Source organism: Pseudomonas sp. IT-P218 (assembly GCF_949767605.1).
GTDB classification, from domain to species: Bacteria; Pseudomonadota; Gammaproteobacteria; order Pseudomonadales; family Pseudomonadaceae; genus Aquipseudomonas; species Aquipseudomonas putida_AE.
Genome location: NZ_CATKQQ010000006.1, coordinates 95,807 through 114,136 on the forward strand (window position 1 = coordinate 95,807; position 18,330 = coordinate 114,136).

Consider the following 18,330-nt stretch of genomic DNA (forward strand, 5'->3'; position numbering starts at 1 on the left):
CGCAGATTGGGGAAATGGAAGGTGGCGATCATCTGATGAAGGTCAAATATCACCGATGCGGTATTCGCCTCAATTTCACTCGCCCGCTTACCAGGAGGTCTATCCAATGCTTCAATGGGGGCTCGTGCAGCCAGCGGGAACGTTGCCGCGTGCGGCTCAGGGTAAGCTCTTCGGTGATTTCGGGAGCAAGGCAGGCGAGATGCTGGGTGACTTTTTGTATGGTGAGGTATCAGAGTGAATGAAGTTGCCCCTGGATTGATTGCGTTGCTGATCCTTGCACCCATGATACTGGCTATGGTCGTACAGTGTTACATAGCCCATAAATACACTGAACGCTTTGAGTCGTTTCTTACGAATTGTATCTAATTCTGTGTAAGCAGAAGGAATGTTCCATTCAAGAATTTTCTGCCTCGGGCGCACGGAAGGCCTTGCTGTAGTAGCCGGACTGGTCGAAACAGCAAACGTGCTTCTTGCCGGATGCAAGCATCTCGCAGGCATCACCCATTCGTTTTGCGCGCGTCTTGGGTTGCTTGGCTGAGGTAATCCAGTGTATCCAGTCGACTCGTGCGATGGTCGTCGTATTCTTCCAGACTTTACTAGCCTCGGGATTGGCTGCCAGTGCCTCCTGAAAATCTGCCGGGATGTCAGGCTCGGGTTCCTTCTTCACAGGGGTCAGCTCCAGTGTAACGACATCCCCAACGGCCGCGCCTGCGGCTTCGAGTAATTCTCTACTGACCTGCAGCCAATGGCTCAGCTGACCATCCGGCTCAAGGGTTGCCTGGAATGGGTGACCATTGATTGTGCCTTCAACGGTCGTCCTTCCTCGCCTCGGAAGCTGTTCACTTGCGTCTCTGGGCAGTACCAGGAACGCCCAAGACGCATCATTTTCAGGCTTTGCCGGACGGAGAAGCTTTGCTTCGAATCGGGATTTCACATCGATTGTTGTCATTGCAACTCCTCCAACTAATTCGCCTGGAAAAGGGGATAGATCAATCTAGTCGTATTTTTTCCCTGGCGAACGATTCCTTATCGGTAGATAAATCGTCAGGGCAGGCTCACCGTAATCAGGTAATCCCCGGACCATACCGGCGCACCTGCGCCGTCCACTAATTGGTATTGCTGATCGTAATAGCGACCCTGATCCCTGTCCGCGAGCAGTTTAACCGTGATGTCGGCGGGAGCACTGGTCGGGTCGATGTTACGAACATTGACGACCGGGGTGCGACCTGTAGCGGGGCAGGTTTTCAGATGGAGAGTGGAATCTTTACCCACGCCCGGACTGCAGCCCCGTTCAACGATGCCGCCCTCGAAGCGGATCGAACCTGGGGCAGCAGGCGTGGCCGCCCAACATGTACCGTTCAATGCCAGGAAAATACTGACAGCAACAGGCAGGGACTTGAAGTTCATGGCTCACACTCCTTCGGGTTGTAAGGTCGTCATTGCCGGACAGAACTTAAGGCTTCAGGATAGTGCACATCTTTTTTCCACCGAGCCACTGTTAAGAAATCTCATGCCTGCACACATTCGTCTGGCTGTACCCGCTGATGCGCCGTTGTTGCCCCGCATTGAACGTTCCGCTGCCCAGGCATTCCGCTCGATCGATGGACTGGGTTGGCTTGCGGATGCCGCCACCCTGAGTGTCGAACGCCATCGGCAGTTGATCGCGTTATCGACGTGTTGGGTGGCCGTGGATGCGCAAGGGCAGCCTCAAGGTTTCCTCAGCGCAGAACGCCATGGCAGCGATCTTCATATCGAGGAATTGTCGGTCTGTCAGTCCATGCAGGGCCAGGGTTGGGGGCGAAAACTGGTTGAAACGGCGATGGACCATGCGCGATCGAACCAGCTGCGTTGCGTGACGCTGACGACCTTTACCCACGTGCCGTGGAATGCCCCCTTTTACCAGCGTCTTGGGTTCCTGGATAACGCCGGGGCTACTTTGGATGAGCGTTTGGCAGACATCCTGGCACAAGAGTATGCCCACGGTTTTGAACCCGGTATGCGATGCGCCATGTCGTGGCGGGTGGCCCAAACCCGATAGTGTTCAATGGGCGACATTTCAAAGCGAATATCACCTTCCGGTAAATTGGTCACCGGCTGCCAGCGTAGGAGCGAGCTTGCTCGCGAAGGACGTCCAGGCAACGCGATCATCCAGACAGCCCGCGTTATCGTTGACGTCCATCGCAAGCAAGCTTGCTCCTACAGGGGAGCACGGCTTGCCCGCGGTGGCGGCCTTGTTGGTCAGCGGCGCCATTTGCGCCACGTCGGCGCGCAAACCGTCGGTGCTATGATCTGGGCATCCATATCTCGCCAAGTGATCGCCCATGGACCGCTTGTCTACCTTGTTGTCCCAGTTCGGCGTGCGTGCAAACCTGTTTTTCAACGGCAAGCTGTGCGGCCTTTCGTCCTACGACGGCGCTGAAGGGCGGGGTTATATCCACCTGCTGCAGGCGGGTAACGTCACCTTGCTGGGCCCCGATCGCAAGGACGTGCCGCTGACCCGGCCCAGCCTGATTTTCCTGCCGCGGCCCAGCCGGCATCAACTGTTTGCCGGTGAGTCCGAGGGCGCTCAACTGTTGTGTGCGTCCATGGCGTTCGAGGGCGGGGTCGATAACCCGTTGTCGGCATCTTTACCCGATTGTCTGGTGCTGTCCCTGGATGAGCTGCCCATGCTGGCCGACATATTGAAATGGATGTTCGGCGAGGCGGCGGATGTGCATTGTGGCAGGGAGGCCGCGTTGGAGCGTTTGTTCGAACTGTTGATCATCCTGTTATTCCGGCATCTGCTGGATCACCGCCAGTTGCGGACCGGAATGATGGCGGGCCTGGCCGATTCGCGGCTGGCGCGCTCTCTGGTGCAGATTCACAACGCGCCTGAGCGTGCCTGGTCGATTGCGCAATTGGCGAGCGAGTCGAACATGTCCCGCGCGGCCTACGCCGTGCATTTCCGGGAGGTGATCGGGCAGACGCCTGCCGAGTATCTGTTGAGTTGGCGCATCAGCCTGGCGCAGAAACGTCTGCGGGAAGGGCGGTCGATAACGCTGATCGCCGCCGAAGTCGGCTATGAAAGCCCTTCGGCACTGGCCCGCGCGTTTCGACGCAAGACGGGTTACAGCCCGCGGGACTGGATGAAAGATCTGACGGGAGAAGATGATGGGGCAATGGCCTGAAAGCGTCGAACTGCTTCAGGCCATTGCGGGAGGTCGATCATCGGGTTTAACGGCTTTGCAACTTGGTCAGGGAATGGCCGGCGACGAATATCGAAGCGGCCAGCAAGCCAATGTCCTTGAGAAGAAACTGGCCCGGCGCAACCGTGATGGCGGGAAAACCGAGGCCGGGTTCGATCACGCCGGGGGTCGAGAACATGAAGCTCAAGGTGGTGAAGAACAGCCCGGCAGACAGCGCACCGCCGATCAACGACAGCTTGGGTGACAGCAAGCGACCTGCAATCAGGACACCGATCGAGACCTCCAGAACGCCGAGCAGGCTTGCGAAGGTATCGACGCTGAAGATGTCATAGACCCAACCCAGGAAAGGGCTGTTGCTCACCAGCGGAACCAGCCCGACGGCTTCGTAGTGGGTGAACTTCATCCCGCCGAACCAGAAGTAAATGACGGCGAGGGCAAAGTAGGCACCGTAGGTACCCACCGCCATGGTTTTGATCCCGAGCGTTGAAGGGATTTGGGCGTTGTGGGTTCTGTTGTTGTCGATGCTTAAGGTTTTCATGATCAAGGCTTCCAGGAGTGTGGTGAGGAACGCTAATCAGCAACCCGGCGCGGTGTGCGTTGGGAGTGGAGCCAGTGTTGCCTTTGCGTGCACACTCGTGGCGTCTGAACGTATTGCGTTCAGTGCAGATCGTCTTGACTCATTGCAGGTCTTGAAAGAGCAGGCGCTGTGAAAGAACGTCGATGAACACCCGGATTCGGGCCGGAACATGATCGCCAGCCGCCCTGAGCGCGTAAATGCCAGAGGTGCTCGGAGCGGAAAACTCCTGCAGCACCGGTAAATGGCTTCATCAATCGCCAGCCTGCAACGCACCCTGGAGGGCACCCATGACCATGTCATGCAGCAGCTTGCGGCGTGCTGCCTTGCTTGGCTGAGACTCTCCAACCCAGCCCGGCAGTTGGTTGAGCAGGGAAACGATGCCGCTCAAGGTGGCGCGCCGGCTGACGCTCACCGGTACACCGGTGAGCTGCTCTATCGTACCCACCAGGTGTTCCTCGTAGCGCCGACGCAAGGCCAGGATCGAGGCACGCTGTTCGTTGCTCAGACAATGGAGGTCATACTCCGCCAAGCGGAAATGCGCCCCCATACGATCATGCAACAGCAGGTGCGACTCAAGCAGAGCGTGCAGTCGTACAGCAGGTGCGGATTTGCGACGGTTCACCAGGCCTGCGCCATGCAGCAACTGTTCGTAGAGTTCCTCGATCAATTCGAACAGCAGGGCCTCCTTGCTATCGATGTGGTTGTAAACGGAGCCGACCTTTATTCCCAGGCAAGCGGCCAGGTCGCGCATGCTGACTCGACTGAAGCCACATCTGGCAAATAGCTCGAGGGCTTTTTCCCGGGTTTGCAGGTAGCGCGAGGGATGAGTTTGTTCGATGGGCCCTGCCAAAAGAGTCGACGGGCCGGCACGGCGGGCCGTAAACAGCCGGGACGCAGTCATGGAATCGATACCTCCATCGTGGCTCATCGATTTCATATGCGAAACTGACCCAATAATCGATTGAGCTGGTCCGCCATTTGGCCCAATTTCTGGCTGGCCTCGTTGGACTGGTCTGCTGCCTGGGCATTCTCGAGGGCCAGCGAGGTGGCGTGGGTGACATTCTGGTTGATGTCCTCGACCACGTGGGACTGCTCCAGGGTGGCACTGGCAATTGAGGCATTCAGTTCAGTGAGATTGCGCAGTGCGCTAATGACCTGGTGCAGGCTTTCGCCGGTCTCGCGGGCCTGTTCCACGGTTTGCTGAGCGGCCTGGCTGCTGGCATTGATGACGTTCACCGCCGCTTCCGAGTTGCCCTGCAGGCGTTCGATCATGACCTGAATCTGTGCGGTGGACTGCTGGGTGCGCTGGGCCAGCAGGCGCACTTCGTCTGCTACCACGGCGAAGCCACGACCCTGTTCGCCGGCGCGCGCCGCCTCAATGGCGGCATTCAGCGCCAGCAGGTTGGTCTGCTCGGCGATGGCGCGGATCACTTCCAGCACGCTGCCGATCTGGGTGCTTTCCTGGGCCAGGCTCTGAATCACTTCCACAGCCTGGCCGATGGTCTCGGACAACTGGTCGATCTGGCGCAGGCTGCTGTCGATATTGTGCTGGCCCTTGCAGGCCTGCTCATCGGCCCGGCGTACTTCGTTGGCGGCGTGCTCGGCGTTCCTCGCCACTTCCTGCACAGCATGGGAAACCTCGTGAATGGCGGTGGCCACCAGTTCCATTTGCTGTGATTGCTGTTGGCATTGGCGCTGGTTATTGCCGGCAATCTCTGCGAGCGATTGCGAGGCCTGGTCCAGGCCGCCAGCGGTCTGCATGGACTGACCGATCACAGTGCGCAGCTTGCTGGTGAACGCGTTGAAGTGGCCGCTCAGCGCGGTCACTTCATCGCGCCAGCGACTGTCCAGGTTGTGGGTCAGGTCGGCTTCGCTGCTGGCGATGTTCTCCATTGCGTTGACCACCTGTGCCAATGGCGAGGCAATGCTGCGGGCAATCAGCAGGATCAGCGCGCTGAGCACCAGGGTGATCGTCAGCAGAATGATGAAGGCCTGTATCAACTGGCGGCGGAACTCGACTTGCACGTCGTCGATGTAGATGCCCGAGCCCACGATCCAGCCCCAAGGCTTGAACAGTTCGACGTAGGAAACCTTCTCCACCGGCGCGTCGGAGCCCGGTTTTGGCCAACGGTAGCGCACCAGGCCGGAGCCGTCGCGTACGGCCACGGCAACCATCTCGTCGAACAGTGCCTTGCCATCAGGGTCGCGAGTGCCAGCCATGCGCTTGCCCTCAAGCTTGCCATTGGGATGCATGACCAGGCGTGTGTCGAGGTCTTCGATCCAGAAGTAGTCCTCGCGGTCGTAGCGCAGGTCGCGTATGACCGCGCTGGCCTGTTGTTGCGCCTGCTCACGAGTGAGGCCGTGGCCTTCCAGGTTCTGGAAATGGCGCAGGATGCCGCTGGCGGTCTCGACCACATTACGGGTTTTCAGCGCCTTGGCCGCATGGAGGTCGTCATGGTTCTGCTTGAGCATCAGGCCTGCGAGAATCAGCAGCATCAGGATGGACGTCAGCAGGATCAACCACAGGCGGCGGCTGATGGGAATATTACGCAGGCCGAGCATGGGCAACTCCGGAAGGCGGGCAGAAAAGGGGGCGGCCGCACGCGGGGAGCGTCCGGCCAACGGCTCAGAGCGCGTAGTGGGCCAGTTCGCGAGCGATCAGCAGGCGCTGGACCTCGCTGGTGCCTTCGTAGATCTGGGTAATGCGTGCATCGCGGTAGTAGCGCTCCACCGGGTAATCCTCCAGGTAGCCATAACCGCCATGGATCTGCAGGGCGCTGGAGCACACGCGCTCCGCCATTTCCGAGGCGAACAGCTTGGCCTGTGAAGCTTCTGACAAGCACGGTTGCCCGGCACTTTTCAGGCGAGCGGCATGCAGCACCAGCAGGCGGGTAGCATTGAGCCGGGTGTGCATATCGGCGAGCAGGTTGGACACGCTCTGGTGTTCGATGATCGGCTTGCCGAACTGGATGCGTTCGCGGGCGTACCCCAATGCGGCCTCGAAGGCGGCGCGGGCAATGCCCAAGGCCTGGGCGGCGATACCGATGCGACCGCCTTCCAGGTTCGACAGGGCGATGGCCAGGCCCTTGCCGCGTTCGCCCAGCAGATTGGCCTCGGGGATAGAGCAGTTGTTCAGGGTCACCGCGCAGGTATCGGAGGCCTTGATACCCATCTTGTGTTCGCTGCGGTCAACCACGAATCCGGGATTGTCAGTCGGCACCAGGAAAGCCGACAGGCCCTTCTTGCCCAGTTCCGGATCAGTGACGGCAAAGACAATGGCCAGCCTGGCGCGCTTGCCGTTGCTGACGAACTGCTTGGCGCCGTTGATGACCCAGTGGCCGTCGCGCAATTCGGCGCGAGTGCGCAGGTTGTGGGCTTCGGTGCCGGCCTGTGGCTCGGTCAGGCAGAAGCAGCCAATGGCCTGGCCGCTGGCCAAAAGCGGCAGCCAGTCGTCTTGCTGGGATGGGCTGCCATATTTCAGCAGAGGACCACAGCCGACCGAATTGTGGATGCTCATCAATGCCCCGAGGGCACCGTCGCCGGCCGAAATTTCCTCTACGGCCAGGGCGTAGGCCACATAGTCGGTGTAGCTGCCACCCCAGGTGTCCGGCACCACCATGCCCAGCAGGCCCAGTTCACCCATCTGCGCTACCACGGCGTCATCGATCCAGCCGGCCTTTTCCCAGCCTTGGGCAAACGGGCCGACTTCGCTGCGGGCGAAGTCGCGTGCCATGTCGCGGATCATGCGTTGTTCTTCGGTCAATTCGATATCGTGCATTGCGAGTCTCCTGCCGATCAGGCGGTACGAAGGGGTTTGCCAGCGGCCGGGCGAAAGCCGCTGAAGAAGGCCTGCACCCGCGCAGGTACCAGCTCCGCCAGGGTTGGCGGGTTCCAGCGTGGGGTCTTGTCCTTGTCGATGATCAGGGCGCGCACCCCCTCCATCAGGTCGCCCTTGTCGAACCACTGATAGTCCAGGTGCAGTTCCAGGGAAAAACAGTCGGCCAGGCTCAGGTACCGACCGCGACGCAACAGCTCCAGCGTCGTCGCCATTGCCAGCGGCGAGCGGCTGTCGAGCAGCTCGACCGTCTGTTCGGCCCAGTCGCGTAGCTCGGGGCGCTGCTCGCGCTGCAGGGCGTTGCGAATCGCCGACACATCAGGCAGGGCGAAGTATTCATCGATCACCTGGCGATAGGCCTTGAGTTCCGATCCCGCAATGCGCTCGGTGGCCAGGCTGGCGAGCAGGTCTTGCAGGTCTTCGTCGGGCGCACGGGTCCAGTTCAGATGATCCAGGGCGGCATCCAGTTCGACCAGCCGCTCGCTGGGCAGACAGTAGTCGGCCAGGTTGGCATAGAGCGCATCGGCGGCACGTACCTGGCAGCCTGTAACCCCCAGATAGATACCCAGCTCACCCGGAAGGCGCGGCAGGAAATAGCTGCCGCCGACATCGGGGAAAAAGCCGATGCCGACTTCCGGCATGCCCATCCGCGTGCGCTCCGTGATCACCCTCAGCGAGGCAGCCTGTGCCAGGCCCATGCCGCCGCCCAGGACAAAACCATCCAGCAGCGCCAGCACCGGTTTGGAGTAGCCATGCAGGTACTCGTCGAGGGCGTACTCTTCCTCGAGGAACAGCTCGTGCAGGTTGTCCCCGGCCTTGTGACTGTCATACAGCATGCGGATGTCGCCGCCGGCGCAGAAGGCTTTTTCCCCGGCGCCACGGATGGTCACGGCGACAATCTCCGGGTCCTGTTCCCAGACCCACAGGTGCCGGCATAGCAGTGTCACCATGGGCAGGTCCAGGGTGTTCAACGCGCCTGGTCGATTCAGCGTCAGGTGACCGATTCGATTGCGCACACTGGCCAGCACTGGTGCTTGCTGCTCGTTCATGCCTGGGCTTCCCCACGGAACAGTTTGATGATGGCGGAGAAGTCCAGACCGCCGTTTCCTTGCAGGCTGAAGGTCTGGTACAGCTGCTGGGCTGCAGCACCGAGCACCACCGGCTGACGCGCCTGTTTGGCGGCTTCGGTGGCGAGGCCCAGGTCCTTGAGCATCAGGTCGGTACCAAAGCCACCACTGTAACCACGCGAGGCCGGAGCATTTTCAAGCACGCCCGGGAACGGATTGTTGATCTCAGAGCTCCAGCAGCGACCGGTGGAGGTACCGATTACACCGGCCAGCACCTTGGCGTCCATGCCCAGGGCCACACCCAGGGCCATGGCCTCGGCGACGCCGACCATGGAAATGCCGAGCAGCATGTTGTTGGCAATCTTGGCCACCTGGCCGTTACCTGCTGCGCCGCAATGCACGATGTTCCTGCCCATGGCCGAGAGGATCGGCAGGGCCTGGTCGTACACGCTGACCGGGCCGCCCACCATGAAAGTCAGGGTGCCAGCCGTCGCGCCGCCGGTGCCGCCGGAGACCGGCGCGTCGAGCATCGGGTTGCCTTGGGCAAGGGCGAATCTGGCCACCTCTCGGGCACTTAGCGGGTCGATGGTGGAACTGTCGATCAACAGCACGCCTTGGCCAATATTGGCCAACAGGCCGTCCTTGCCGCGATAGACCTGCTTCACATGGTCTGCGGTTGGCAGCATGGTGATGATCACTTCAACCCCGGCCTTGGCCACGCCGGCGGGTGAGTCCGCGGCGCTGGCGCCAGCCTCGACCAGGGCGGCGACTGCCTGCGCAAAGGGATCGAAGACGGTCAGGCTGTGGCCAGCCTTGAGCAGGTTGCGGGCCATTGGGCCACCCATGTTGCCGAGGCCGAGAAATCCGATATGCATGATGACTACCTTTTGCGTGTGGCGACGCGCTGTTGCGCATCGACCAGTAATGTCTGGCATTGCACCGTTCAGCTCCTGGCCGGCCGACGTTGTGCGCCGGCCGGCTGGGATCATTTCAGGGTGATGGTGGTGTTCACCGTACCGCCGGTGTCATCTTCGTCGAACCAGCGCTGGGTGACCGTCTTGGTCTGGGTGTAGAAGGTCACCACTTGCTTGCCGTAAGGGCCCAGGTCGCCGAGCTTGGACGCGCGCGAACCGGAGAAGGAAAACAGCGGGACCGGTACTGGAATCGGCACGTTGATGCCCACCTGGCCGACGTCGATTTCTTCCTGGAAGTGACGGGCAGCGGCGCCGGAGCGGGTGAACAGGGCGGTACCGTTGCCATTCGGGTTGGCGTTGATGATCTCGATCGCCTCGCTCAGGCTGGCGGCCTGCATGACGCACAGCACCGGGCCGAAGATTTCCTCGCGGTACACGGACATTTGCGCAGTGACGCTGGAGAAGATGGTCGGGCCGACGAAATTGCCGTCCTGGTAGCCGGGCACGCTCGGGTTGCGTCCATCGAGTTCGAGCCTGGCGCCTTCTTCGATGCCGCTGGCGATCAGGCTGTTGACGCGATCCAGTGCCGCGCAGGAGATCACCGGGCCGATGTCGGTGCCAGGTTCGGTGCCGGCATTGATCTTGAGGGTTTTGGTCCGCTCGATCAGGTCCGGCAACCAGCTCTGCGCTTCACCCACCAGGATCACCACTGGCAGGGCCATGCAGCGCTGGCCGGCGGCGCCGAAGGAGGCGCCCAGCAGGTTGTTCAACGTCTGCTGCTTGTTGGCATCGGGCAGGACGATGGCATGGTTCTTCGCGCCCATCATGCACTGTGCGCGCTTGCCGTTCTGGGTGGCGCGGTTGTAGACATGGGTGCCGACCTTGGTCGAACCCACGAAGGACACGGCCTTGATGTCCGGGTGGTCACAGATCAGGTTCACCGCATCGACGCCACCATGGATGACGTTGAGCACTCCCTTGGGTACACCGGCCTCCAGCGCCAGTTCAACCAGGCGCATGGTCACCAGTGGGTCTTGCTCGGACGGCTTGAGGATAAAGGTGTTGCCGGTAGCGATGGCCATCGGGAACATCCACAACGGGATCATCGCCGGGAAGTTGAACGGGGTGATGCCGGCGCACACGCCCAGCGGCTGCATCAAGGTATAGGTGTCGACACCGTTGGCAACGTTATTGGCCAACTCACCCATCTGCAGGTTACCGATGGCGGTGGCGTGCTCGACCACCTCCAGACCGCGGAACACATCACCTTCGGCATCCGGCAGGGTCTTGCCCTGTTCGGCGGTGAGCAGGGCGGCCAGTTCCTTGATGTTCTCGCGGATCAGCTGCTGGTATTTGAAGAAGATCCGGGAGCGGGCGCCGATCGGCGTCTTGCGCCAGGTCTTGAACGCTTCCTTGGCGCTGGCCACGGCAGCGTCCATTTCCTCGGCGGTGGCGAAGGGCACGCGAGCCAGGACTTCCTGAGTCGCCGGGTTGACCACGTCGCGCCACTGAGTGCTGCGTGATTCGACGAACTCGCCGTTGATGAGAAGCTTGACGCTTGGAATGCTGGAAGAGGTCATTTTCAGTTCTGCCTACTTTCTTTGGGTCGAGTTAAGCCACTCGGCCTGGATGGCCGAGCGGTCGGAATTGAATTCAGGAGGGCCGGCGTACCGGCCCGGGTTCAGCCCTTGAGCTGTGGGAAGTCTTCTTCGAAGTACTCTTGAGCGCCGCGTGCATCACTCTGGCGGCGCTGTACTTCCATCTGGCGCAGTTCCACCCGGCGGATTTTCCCGGAGATGGTCTTGGGCAGTTCGCTGACGAATTCGATGCGCCGCACCCGCTTGTACGGCGCCAGATGCTCGCGGGCGAAGGCGAGGATACTGCCGGCGAGCTCGGCGCTGCCGGGTTCGTCATGGGCCAGGATGAGGAAAGCCTTGGGCACGGCCAGGCGTAGCGGGTCGGGGCTTGGGACTACGGCCACTTCCATCACCGCCGGGTGCTCGATCAGCGCGCTTTCCAGCTCAAAGGGGCTGATGCGGTAGTCGGAGGCCTTGAACACGTCGTCGGCGCGGCCGACAAAGGTGATGTAGCCCTCGGCGTCGATCTGCGCGGTGTCGCCGGTGCGGTAGTAGCCGTCGCGCATCACTTCGGCGGTTTTTTCCGGGCTGTCCTCATAGCACAGCATCAGGCCAAGTGGACGCACGTCCAACGGCAGGGCGACTTCGCCCTCATTGCCGGGTACCCCGTCGGGGTCGAGCATGGTCACCCGGTAGCCCGGCAGCGGACGGCCCATGGAGCCGGGTTTGAGCACCTGGCCGGGGGTGTTGCCGACCAGGGCGGTGGTTTCCGACTGGCCGAAGCCGTCTCGCAGCGGCAAGTCCCAGGCATGCAGGATCTGCTCGATGATCTCCGGGTTGAGTGGCTCACCGGCGCCCACCAGTTCGCGCAGGCACAGGCGCGCCTTGTAACTGGCCAGGTCCTCCTGGATCAGCATGCGCCACACGGTCGGCGGGGCGCACAGGCTGGTGACGCCGTAGCGCTCCAGGGTGCCGAGCAGGGCCGGGGCACTGAAGCGCGCGACATTGTGGATGAAGATGCAGGCGCCGGCGTTCCAGGGGGCGAAGAGGCAGCTCCAGGCGTGCTTGGCCCAGCCCGGTGACGAGATGTTCAAGTGCAGGTCACCCGGTTGCAGGCCGATCCAGTACATGGTCGACAGGTGGCCGACCGGGTAACTCTGGTGGCTGTGCAGCACCATCTTCGGCTTGGAGGTGGTACCGGAGGTGAAGTACAGCAGCATCGGGTCGGTGGCCAGGGTGCGGCCTTCGACGTCGAACTGCTCGGAATACTCGCTGGCGGCGCTGTGCGGGGTCCAGCCAGCGGGGGCCGGGCCGACGCAGATGCGACTGCAGCCGTCACCCAGGCCGACGAACTTGTCGACATGGGCGCTGCCGACCACCAGATGACGAACCTGGCCGCGCTCGATGCGGTCGCCCAGGTCGTCGGGGGTCAGCAGGGCGGTGGCGGGGATAACCACGGCGCCAAGCTTGAAGGCGGCCAGCATGGTTTCCCACAGGGCGACGTCGTTGCCGAGCATCAGCAGGATGCGCTCGCCGCGGCGCACACCGAGGGCACGCAAGTGGTTGGCCACCTGATTGGAGCGTGAGGCCAGTTGCTGGAAGCTGTAGCGCTGCTCGCTGCCGTCTTCTTCGACGATCCACAGGGCGTTGGCCTGGTTGCCCTCGGCCATGGCATCGAAGTAATCCAGGGCCCAGTTGAACTCGTTCAGTTGCGGCCAGCGGAAGTCACGCACGGCAGTGGCGTAGTCGGTACGGTGGGCCAGCAGGAAATCGCGAGCGGCGAGGAAGGGTTGGCAGTTGCTGTTCATTTAAGTCTCCATCGATCGCGGGGGCGATCGGCGCGGTAACGGGTACGGGATGGTCAAGCGGCGAGGGGGGCTTCGCTGCGGGCAGCAATGCGTACGGGACGCGTGCAGGTACCTGAGAGCGGGGAGACGATGGCAAGCATGGATGTCTTCACGGTGGATGCCCTTGTTTGTTTTTGTTGGGTCTGGCCCGGTTCAAGACCAGGCGCTTGGGTTCAGTATATGCATGCAAAAATCAATTAAAAATGCTCATAATCACCGGTACGTTGTGCAAAAAAATCATAGCTGTGGCGCGTTGGATGGGAGGCCGTTCGCACTGTCAGAGAATGCGAGCGGCCCCGTCTGGCGGGGGGTTACCAGAGCGCCAGGGTATAGCTGAGGATCAGGCGGTTTTCATCCAGGTCACTGCCGAAGTGGCTGGAGCGCACCGTCGCGTTGCGCCACTTCACCCCGACATTTTTCAGCGGCCCGCTCTGCACGACATACCCAATGTCGGTATCGCGTTCCCATTCCTTGCCTTGCGGGCGGTTGCTGCCCAGATCGATGTTGTCGCCGGTGAGGTAGCGCGTCATGAAGGTCAGGCCCGGAACGCCCATGGCCGCAAAGTTGTAGTCGTAGCGCGCCTGCCAGGACTGTTCGTCCTTGCTGGCGAAGTCGCCGATCTGCACGAAGTTCACCAGGAACGCGTCGGCACCGTTGATGTAGGCGAAACCGGTGTCGCCGCTCATGCCTTGATAGCCCAGGCCGAAGGCATGCCCGCCGAGGCTGTAGGTGAACATGGCACCAATCGCGTTGTTGTCGACATTGCTGCCGCCATCGTCGGTAGAACGGGCGTAACGCAGGTCGGTCTTCAATGACTGGCCGGTGGTCACTGGCAACACGTAGGTCAGGTTGACCATGTGCTGGTCGTAGAAATTGTCGAGATGGCCGTAGGCGTAGCCGGTGGCGAGGTTGCCGGTCCACTTGTAGTTCAGGCTGGCGAAATCGAAGCTGTCGCTGGTGACATGGCGGGACGTGATGCCCTTGGCGCCGGTGCGGGTGATGCCCATGTCCTCGTAGTCCGAGGAGTCGCGCTGGTTGACCTGCGTCAGGCGACCGGCATCCACGGTCAGGCCTTCGAGTTCGAGCGAGGTCAACTGACCGCCCTTGAAGGTTTGTGGCAACAGCCGTGAATCGTTGGCCAGTACCGTCGGCAGTTTCGGCAGCAGCGTGCCGAGTTTCAGTGTGCTTTTCGAGGCGCGCAGTTTGGCGGTCAGACCCAGTTCGCCGTATTCGTCCTGGGCACCTTTGCTGGTGTCGCTGTGGCGTTTGAGCAGGCCGGAACCGGCGCGATCGGGGCTCGAATCGAGTTTGACGCCGAGCAGGCCAATCGCATCGAACCCCACGCCGATCAAACCGTCAGTGAATCCCGATTCATAGCGCAGCAGAAACCCCTGGGCCCATTCCTCCTGTTTGGATTGGGCGGCGTTGGTCTGGCGATAATCCCGGTTGAAGTAAAAGTTGCGCAGTTCCAGGCTGGCCTTGCTGTCTGCCAGGAAATCCGCATGGACGTGGGTGGCAAGGCTGCTGCCTGCCAGGAACAGGGTGAAGAGGGTAGGTTTCATTGCTTGTCTCTTGTTGTTATGGGCAGTGTTGTTATGAGCAGTGTTGTCATGAGCCAGCCGTTCCCGCACTGGCCGGGGCCGGTGGCGGGAAGGCTGGTTGAAGGTGCCCTGCGCCGGGTGGCGCAGGGCGGGAGTAAAAAAGCGCGAAGCAAAGGAGCGGACTCGCGCTCGGGGCCGGTGCCCCGCAATGCTGCAGCGTTAGTGACTGCTGGCCATGGCAGCCCCCAGGCCGGTCTGGGCGCGGACGAACTGATCGGCATAGGCCGCGCGCTCACGGTCGGCGCGCTCGCTGCGGTCCAGTTTGGACGCCACCACGATGACCAGGAAGGCCAAAGGCATGGAGAACAGCGCCGGCTGGTCGTAGGGGAAGATCGCCTGGGCATGACCCAATACACCGACCCACACCGACGGCGACCCGATGACCAGCGCCAGGGCGCTGACCAGGCCGGTCAGGCCGCCGTAGAGGGCGCCACGGGTGGTCAGGCCACCCCAGTACATGGCCATGATCAGTACCGGGAAATTTGCAGAGGCGGCGATGCCGAACGTCAGGCCGACCAGGAAGGCGATGTTCTGGCCCTCGAACAGAATGCCGAGGGAGATCGCGACAATGCCCAGGCCGACAGTGGCGATACGCGACACGCGCATCTCCTGCTTCTCGTCGGCCTTGCCCTTTTTCAGTACCGAGGCATACAGGTCGTGGGAAATCGCCGAGGCGCCAGCCAGGGCCAGGCCGGCCACGACCGCAAGGATGGTGGCGAAGGCGACGGCGGAGAGGAATCCGAGAAACAGATTGCCGCCCACCGCTTTGGCCAGGTGCATGGCCACCATGTTGCCGCCACCGATCATGGCGCCGCCCAGCTTGCCATCGACGTAGTACTGCGGGTCTGTGCCGACGATGACGATGGCGGTGTAGCCCAGGATGCACACCACGAGGAAGAAAAAGCCGATGAACACCGTGGCGAACAGCACCGATTTTCGCGCCTCCTTGGCATTGGGCACGGTGAAGAAACGCATCAGGATGTGCGGCAGGCCGGCAATGCCGAAGACCAGGCCAAGGGACAGTGACACCGCGTTGATCGGGTCGGCCAGCAAGGTGCCCGGCCCCATGATTTGCACGCCGCTGGCGTGCACCGCTACGGCTTGGGCCGACAGCGTCTCGAAGCTGAAGCCGAAGCGGCTCAGGGCCATCAGCATCAGGGTCGTTCCGCCCGCCAGCAGCAGGACCGCCTTGGTGATTTGCACCCATGTGGTGGCGAGCATGCCGCCGAAGATCACGTAGACCAGCATCAGCACGCCGACCACAACCACCGCCGTGCGATAGTCGAGGCCGAACAGCAGCTTGATCAACTGGCCGGCGCCGACCATCTGAACCACGAGGTAGCAGCACACCACTGTCAGCGAGCCGAGGGCGGCGAAGCTGCGTACGCGCGTCTGATCCAGGCGAAAGGAGACGATGTCGGCGAAGGTGTAGCGGCCCAGGTTTCGCAGGCGTTCGGCCATCAGGAAGGTGACGATGGGCCAGCCGACGAAGAAGCCAATGATGTAGATGAAGCCGTCATAACCCCGGGCGAACACCATGCTCGAGAGGCCCAGCAAAGTGGCCGCCGACATGTAGTCACCGGCGATCGCCAGGCCATTCTGGAAACCCGTGATACCGCCACCCGCGCTGTAGAAATCGGCAGCGGAGCGCGTACGCCGGGACGCCCACCAGGTGATCAGCAAAGTGGCAAGGACGAAGACGAAGAACATGCCGATGGCATGCACATTGAGCGGCTGCTTCTGCGCGGTGATGGTGTCGGCGTTGGCCAGCAAAGGGCTGAGGGCGAGAAGGGGGAGTAGGCGTTTCATGCGCGGGTCTCCTGCAGGATCTGCGCGCTGAGCGCGTCGAAACGGGTGTTGGCGGTGTGCACGTACCAGGCGGTGAGCAACCAGGACAGCAAGATGATTGCCACGCCAACCGGCATGCCGAGGGTCAGGTGACTACCGTCGTACAGCGGCAGGTGCAGCCAGGCAGGTGCGAAGGCCACTACCATGATGAAGCTGTAGTAGACGGCCAGGACCGCACCGCTCAGTGACCAGGCCAGCACTGAGCGCTGGCGGCTGAGGCGCTGGAATTCAGGATTGGCCCTGACCCGGGCGCAGGTCTGGACGTGGTTCGGATGGTCAGTCGTCATAGTGAGGCTCCGCTTTTAATTGTTGTTGTATGTCGGCCTTTTGAGGGGCGTACGGGTACCCGGGCGACATCCCTGGGCGGGACATCACCTGAATGCTGCTGGAGTCGTTGCTGCCCTGGCGATCTTCCGGAGGCGAGGGGAACGCATGGCACCGGTTTGGTGCCGACAGGGTGCCCGCCGGATGTGTCCTCGGCGGGGGCGAATGCGACAGTGATTGCGCTGCCGCGCAACAGCCATTTTTCGCCTTGAAAACAGGTTTTTTACCCTGCATTCAGGCCGTTAGCCCTGATTGAAATCGGGGCCTTTCCGGTGGAGAAACGATGCTGGTCAAACCAGGCTGAATGCGAGTATATGTTGGCTAATTTCCAATAAGAATTGGCAGAAAAGCCTGATGAATATGCAAAATCGCACAACGCAAACTCACGTGAATTGGGACGATATGCGTTTCTTTCTCGAGGTCGCTCGTGCTCGCACCGCCAGTGGCGCAGCACGCCGCCTGGGGGTGGACTACACCACGGTGTCGCGGCGCATCCGCGCCCTTGAGCAAAGCCTTGGCGCGCTGCTTTTCGAGAAGTCCCGAGCGTCGGGTTTCGTCATGACTGTCGAGGGGCAGCGCCTGATCAGTCATGCGGAAACACTGGAAAGTACGCTGCTGGCAGCTTGTGGGGAGGTTTCAGGAACCACCGGGGGGCTTGCCGGGCACCTGCGTATCGGCTGTACCGAAGCCTTCGGCTCGTGCTTCATCACCTCGCAGATGAGTCACTTCATCATTCACTATCCGCATATCTCAGTGGACATTTTGCCGGTCCCGCACTTCGTCAACCTGTCACGACGCGAGGCGGACATTGCCATCACCCTGGAGCGTCCCGAGCGCGGTCCCTACGTGTGCTCGCGCCTATGCGACTACCGCTTGCGTCTGTATGCGACACCGGAGTACCTGGCCAATCATCCACCGATTACCCATAGCGAGGACTTGGCGAGTCACCCCTTCGTGACCTATGTCGAGGACCTGGCGTTCAGCTTCAAGCTGCTCTACCTGAACGATCTGCTGCCCGGCGCGCAAAGCCGCCTGCGTAGCACCAGCGTAGTCTCCCAGTATCATGCGGCGCTGGAGGGGCGCGCGCTGGCCATCCTTCCGTGCTTTCTCGCAGGTCCCGACCCGCGTCTGTGCGAAGTATTGCCGGACCAGGTGGAGGTCACTCGACAGTTCTGGATGTACTACAGCGAGGACCTGCGCAAGCTCAAGCGGATCACCTTGGTCGCCGAATACCTGCGCGCCTGTGCGGAGCTCAATCATCCGCTGTTGATGGGCGAGTCGCGCGCGATGGCCTACCTGCCGTCACCCTGAGGTAGCAACGCTGATCCTCTGCTGACAGCATGTCATTCAACCGACCTTGACGATCAGGCGTGAGTTTCGTTCATTGCGAAAGGCCAGTTGTTCAATGGTCTGGGTCGCGTGCTCCGCTTCTTCGCGGGCCTTGAGGATCACGCCGTGTTGAGGCGACTTGCTGCACACCGGGTCGGCGTTGCTCGCGTCACCCGTGAGCATGAACGCCTGGCAGCGACAGCCGCCGAAGTCCTTTTCCTTCTCG

16 protein-coding genes and 1 pseudogene are annotated in these 18,330 nt (G+C 61.6%); 3 read left to right on the top strand and 14 right to left on the bottom strand.

What is annotated here, in order from left to right; all coding sequences use genetic code 11:
- Window positions 1-394: 394 nt before the first annotated feature.
- Together ACM6I6_RS04935 and ACM6I6_RS04940 are read right to left on the bottom strand one after the other, a co-directional pair.
- Window positions 395-949, bottom strand: a complete 555-nt coding sequence (locus tag ACM6I6_RS04935) for a YdeI/OmpD-associated family protein (RefSeq protein WP_414919519.1) — start codon at window positions 947-949, stop codon at window positions 395-397.
- 95 nt (window positions 950-1,044) lie between these two features.
- Window positions 1,045-1,407 (bottom strand): type 1 fimbrial protein, encoded by a 363-nt coding sequence (locus ACM6I6_RS04940; protein ID WP_323628953.1) that lies wholly within the window; start codon window positions 1,405-1,407, stop codon window positions 1,045-1,047.
- 103 nt (window positions 1,408-1,510) lie between these two features.
- On the opposite strand from ACM6I6_RS04940, the gene ACM6I6_RS04945 reads away from it, so the two are divergent.
- Both ACM6I6_RS04945 and ACM6I6_RS04950 read left to right on the top strand, forming a co-directional pair.
- The gene (locus tag ACM6I6_RS04945) at window positions 1,511-2,038 is read left to right on the top strand and encodes a GNAT family N-acetyltransferase (protein ID WP_414919524.1); all 528 of its coding nucleotides are present in this window, start codon (window positions 1,511-1,513) and stop codon (window positions 2,036-2,038) included.
- Window positions 2,039-2,321: 283 nt separating this feature from the next.
- Window positions 2,322-3,167 carry an AraC family transcriptional regulator gene (locus ACM6I6_RS04950; RefSeq protein WP_414919520.1) on the top strand — a complete coding sequence of 282 codons (846 nt, stop codon included), beginning with the start codon at window positions 2,322-2,324 and terminating at the stop codon, window positions 3,165-3,167.
- A gap of 46 nt (window positions 3,168-3,213) precedes the next feature.
- Here ACM6I6_RS04950 and ACM6I6_RS04955 read toward each other — a convergent pair whose 3' ends face one another.
- The 11 genes from ACM6I6_RS04955 to ACM6I6_RS05005 form a co-directional block, all read right to left on the bottom strand.
- A complete protein-coding gene (locus ACM6I6_RS04955; protein ID WP_323609337.1) occupies window positions 3,214-3,723 on the bottom strand; it encodes a YkgB family protein in 510 nt (169 codons plus the stop codon).
- Between the two features lie 289 nt (window positions 3,724-4,012).
- Window positions 4,013-4,663, bottom strand: coding sequence for a TetR/AcrR family transcriptional regulator (locus tag ACM6I6_RS04960; RefSeq protein WP_323609338.1), 651 nt, complete (start codon window positions 4,661-4,663; stop codon window positions 4,013-4,015).
- Window positions 4,664-4,695: 32 nt separating this feature from the next.
- Entirely contained in the window at window positions 4,696-6,324 is a 1,629-nt protein-coding gene (locus tag ACM6I6_RS04965) for a methyl-accepting chemotaxis protein (protein ID WP_414919521.1), read from the bottom strand.
- Window positions 6,325-6,388: 64 nt separating this feature from the next.
- Window positions 6,389-7,540, bottom strand: coding sequence for an acyl-CoA dehydrogenase family protein (locus ACM6I6_RS04970; protein ID WP_414919522.1), 1,152 nt, complete (start codon window positions 7,538-7,540; stop codon window positions 6,389-6,391).
- Between the two features lie 17 nt (window positions 7,541-7,557).
- Window positions 7,558-8,646 carry an enoyl-CoA hydratase/isomerase family protein gene (locus ACM6I6_RS04975; RefSeq protein ID WP_323609341.1) on the bottom strand — a complete coding sequence of 363 codons (1,089 nt, stop codon included), beginning with the start codon at window positions 8,644-8,646 and terminating at the stop codon, window positions 7,558-7,560.
- Window positions 8,643-9,539, bottom strand: coding sequence for a 3-hydroxyisobutyrate dehydrogenase (mmsB, locus tag ACM6I6_RS04980; protein WP_274076772.1), 897 nt, complete (start codon window positions 9,537-9,539; stop codon window positions 8,643-8,645). The genes ACM6I6_RS04975 and mmsB overlap by 4 nt, the downstream gene beginning before the upstream one ends.
- A gap of 110 nt (window positions 9,540-9,649) precedes the next feature.
- Entirely contained in the window at window positions 9,650-11,158 is a 1,509-nt protein-coding gene (locus ACM6I6_RS04985; RefSeq protein ID WP_323609342.1) for a CoA-acylating methylmalonate-semialdehyde dehydrogenase, read from the bottom strand.
- Window positions 11,159-11,259: 101 nt separating this feature from the next.
- Window positions 11,260-12,963: an AMP-binding protein gene (locus tag ACM6I6_RS04990; protein ID WP_406591602.1), complete on the bottom strand. Its 1,704-nt coding sequence runs from the start codon at window positions 12,961-12,963 to the stop codon at window positions 11,260-11,262.
- A gap of 350 nt (window positions 12,964-13,313) precedes the next feature.
- Window positions 13,314-14,564 (bottom strand): OprD family porin, encoded by a 1,251-nt coding sequence (locus ACM6I6_RS04995; RefSeq protein ID WP_414919523.1) that lies wholly within the window; start codon window positions 14,562-14,564, stop codon window positions 13,314-13,316.
- 198 nt (window positions 14,565-14,762) lie between these two features.
- Window positions 14,763-16,412, bottom strand: a complete 1,650-nt coding sequence (locus tag ACM6I6_RS05000) for a cation acetate symporter (protein ID WP_274078140.1) — start codon at window positions 16,410-16,412, stop codon at window positions 14,763-14,765.
- Window positions 16,409-16,738, bottom strand: a complete 330-nt coding sequence (locus ACM6I6_RS05005) for a DUF485 domain-containing protein (RefSeq protein WP_274078139.1) — start codon at window positions 16,736-16,738, stop codon at window positions 16,409-16,411. The genes ACM6I6_RS05000 and ACM6I6_RS05005 overlap by 4 nt, the downstream gene beginning before the upstream one ends.
- Window positions 16,739-17,129: 391 nt before the next feature.
- Between ACM6I6_RS05005 and ACM6I6_RS05010 the strand changes: the two genes are divergently transcribed.
- Window positions 17,130-18,086 carry a LysR family transcriptional regulator gene (locus ACM6I6_RS05010; protein ID WP_274078138.1) on the top strand — a complete coding sequence of 319 codons (957 nt, stop codon included), beginning with the start codon at window positions 17,130-17,132 and terminating at the stop codon, window positions 18,084-18,086.
- Window positions 18,087-18,122: 36 nt separating this feature from the next.
- On the opposite strand, the pseudogene ACM6I6_RS05015 reads toward ACM6I6_RS05010, so the two are convergent.
- Window positions 18,123-18,330: pseudogene (locus tag ACM6I6_RS05015) on the bottom strand (pyrroloquinoline quinone biosynthesis protein PqqE); the annotation flags it as partial.

What these genes read in the sequence shown, in the direction of transcription:
- ACM6I6_RS05000 (WP_274078140.1), bottom strand. Translation starts at nt 16,412, where the DNA reads ATGAAACGCCTACTCCCCCTTCTCGCCCTCAGCCCTTTGCTGGCCAAC.
- ACM6I6_RS05010 (WP_274078138.1), top strand. Translation starts at nt 17,130, where the DNA reads ATGAATATGCAAAATCGCACAACGCAAACTCACGTGAATTGGGACGAT.
- ACM6I6_RS04945 (WP_414919524.1), top strand. Translation starts at nt 1,511, where the DNA reads ATGCCTGCACACATTCGTCTGGCTGTACCCGCTGATGCGCCGTTGTTG.
- ACM6I6_RS04950 (WP_414919520.1), top strand. Translation starts at nt 2,322, where the DNA reads ATGGACCGCTTGTCTACCTTGTTGTCCCAGTTCGGCGTGCGTGCAAAC.
- ACM6I6_RS04990 (WP_406591602.1), bottom strand. Translation starts at nt 12,963, where the DNA reads ATGAACAGCAACTGCCAACCCTTCCTCGCCGCTCGCGATTTCCTGCTG.
- mmsB (WP_274076772.1), bottom strand. Translation starts at nt 9,539, where the DNA reads ATGCATATCGGATTTCTCGGCCTCGGCAACATGGGTGGCCCAATGGCC.
- ACM6I6_RS04975 (WP_323609341.1), bottom strand. Translation starts at nt 8,646, where the DNA reads ATGAACGAGCAGCAAGCACCAGTGCTGGCCAGTGTGCGCAATCGAATC.
- ACM6I6_RS04970 (WP_414919522.1), bottom strand. Translation starts at nt 7,540, where the DNA reads ATGCACGATATCGAATTGACCGAAGAACAACGCATGATCCGCGACATG.
- ACM6I6_RS04965 (WP_414919521.1), bottom strand. Translation starts at nt 6,324, where the DNA reads ATGCTCGGCCTGCGTAATATTCCCATCAGCCGCCGCCTGTGGTTGATC.
- ACM6I6_RS04960 (WP_323609338.1), bottom strand. Translation starts at nt 4,663, where the DNA reads ATGACTGCGTCCCGGCTGTTTACGGCCCGCCGTGCCGGCCCGTCGACT.
- ACM6I6_RS05005 (WP_274078139.1), bottom strand. Translation starts at nt 16,738, where the DNA reads ATGACGACTGACCATCCGAACCACGTCCAGACCTGCGCCCGGGTCAGG.
- ACM6I6_RS04940 (WP_323628953.1), bottom strand. Translation starts at nt 1,407, where the DNA reads ATGAACTTCAAGTCCCTGCCTGTTGCTGTCAGTATTTTCCTGGCATTG.
- ACM6I6_RS04995 (WP_414919523.1), bottom strand. Translation starts at nt 14,564, where the DNA reads ATGAAACCTACCCTCTTCACCCTGTTCCTGGCAGGCAGCAGCCTTGCC.
- ACM6I6_RS04985 (WP_323609342.1), bottom strand. Translation starts at nt 11,158, where the DNA reads ATGACCTCTTCCAGCATTCCAAGCGTCAAGCTTCTCATCAACGGCGAG.
- ACM6I6_RS04955 (WP_323609337.1), bottom strand. Translation starts at nt 3,723, where the DNA reads ATGAAAACCTTAAGCATCGACAACAACAGAACCCACAACGCCCAAATC.
- ACM6I6_RS04935 (WP_414919519.1), bottom strand. Translation starts at nt 949, where the DNA reads ATGACAACAATCGATGTGAAATCCCGATTCGAAGCAAAGCTTCTCCGT.